The 773-nt window shown below is 57.2% G+C and carries 1 protein-coding gene; it reads left to right on the forward strand.

Going from position 1 to position 773, the window contains the following annotated elements:
• Window positions 1–705, forward strand: a 705-nt coding sequence (locus A3730_RS01140) for an MBL fold metallo-hydrolase (protein ID WP_063537301.1), incomplete at its 5' end; no start/stop codon positions are given.
• Window positions 706–773: the final 68 nt, after the last annotated feature.

The raw sequence follows: 773 nt of genomic DNA on the forward strand, positions 1-773 counted from the left end.
ATGCAGGCATTGCCAGCGGCCACCTTGCTGATCCACCCCCGTGGTGCCCGGCACATGATTGATCCCTCCAAGCTCAAGGCGGGCGCGACGGCGGTATACGGTGAAGAGGCCTTCGCGAAAGTCTACGGCGATATTATTCCTGTGGACGCGCAGCGTGTGCGAGAAATGCATGAGGGCGACCATGTGTTGGTGGGCGATCGTCGCCTGGATTTTTACGATACTCCGGGTCATGCCCGCCACCATTTCTGTGTGTATGACTCGCTCTCCGCCGGCATCTTTACGGGTGACACCTTTGGGTTGTCTTATCCTCCATTGATGACCGAAAAAGGTCCTTTTATTTTACCCACGACGACCCCGGTACAGTTTGATCCTGAGGCGCTGAAAGCATCGATTCGCAAGCTGCTGGCTCTGAACCCCGAACGCATGTTTCTGACTCACTATGGCGCCCTGGACGCTCCCCGGGAGCCTGGCGAACGCTTGCTGGCCATGGTGGATGATTACGTGGCGCTGGCGGAAAAAGCCGCTCCCGGTGATGAGGCTACGTTGTTGCCGCGATTGGAATCTGCCATGCAGGACTATCTGTTTGCCAAGGCTCGCGACCATGGTGTCGCCCTGTCGGAGGATGAACTGCAGGATGCGCTCGGGTTTGATATCAACCTGAACAGTCAGGGCCTGCAGGTATGGCTTCAGCAGCAAAAAGGGTAAGCCCCGGCGAACCAACCCCGGCCAGGTGCATCCAAGGGTTTTTCCAGGGAGAACCAATATGTCAGTTA

The sequence above is a fragment of the Alcanivorax sp. HI0044 genome, assembly GCF_001634945.1.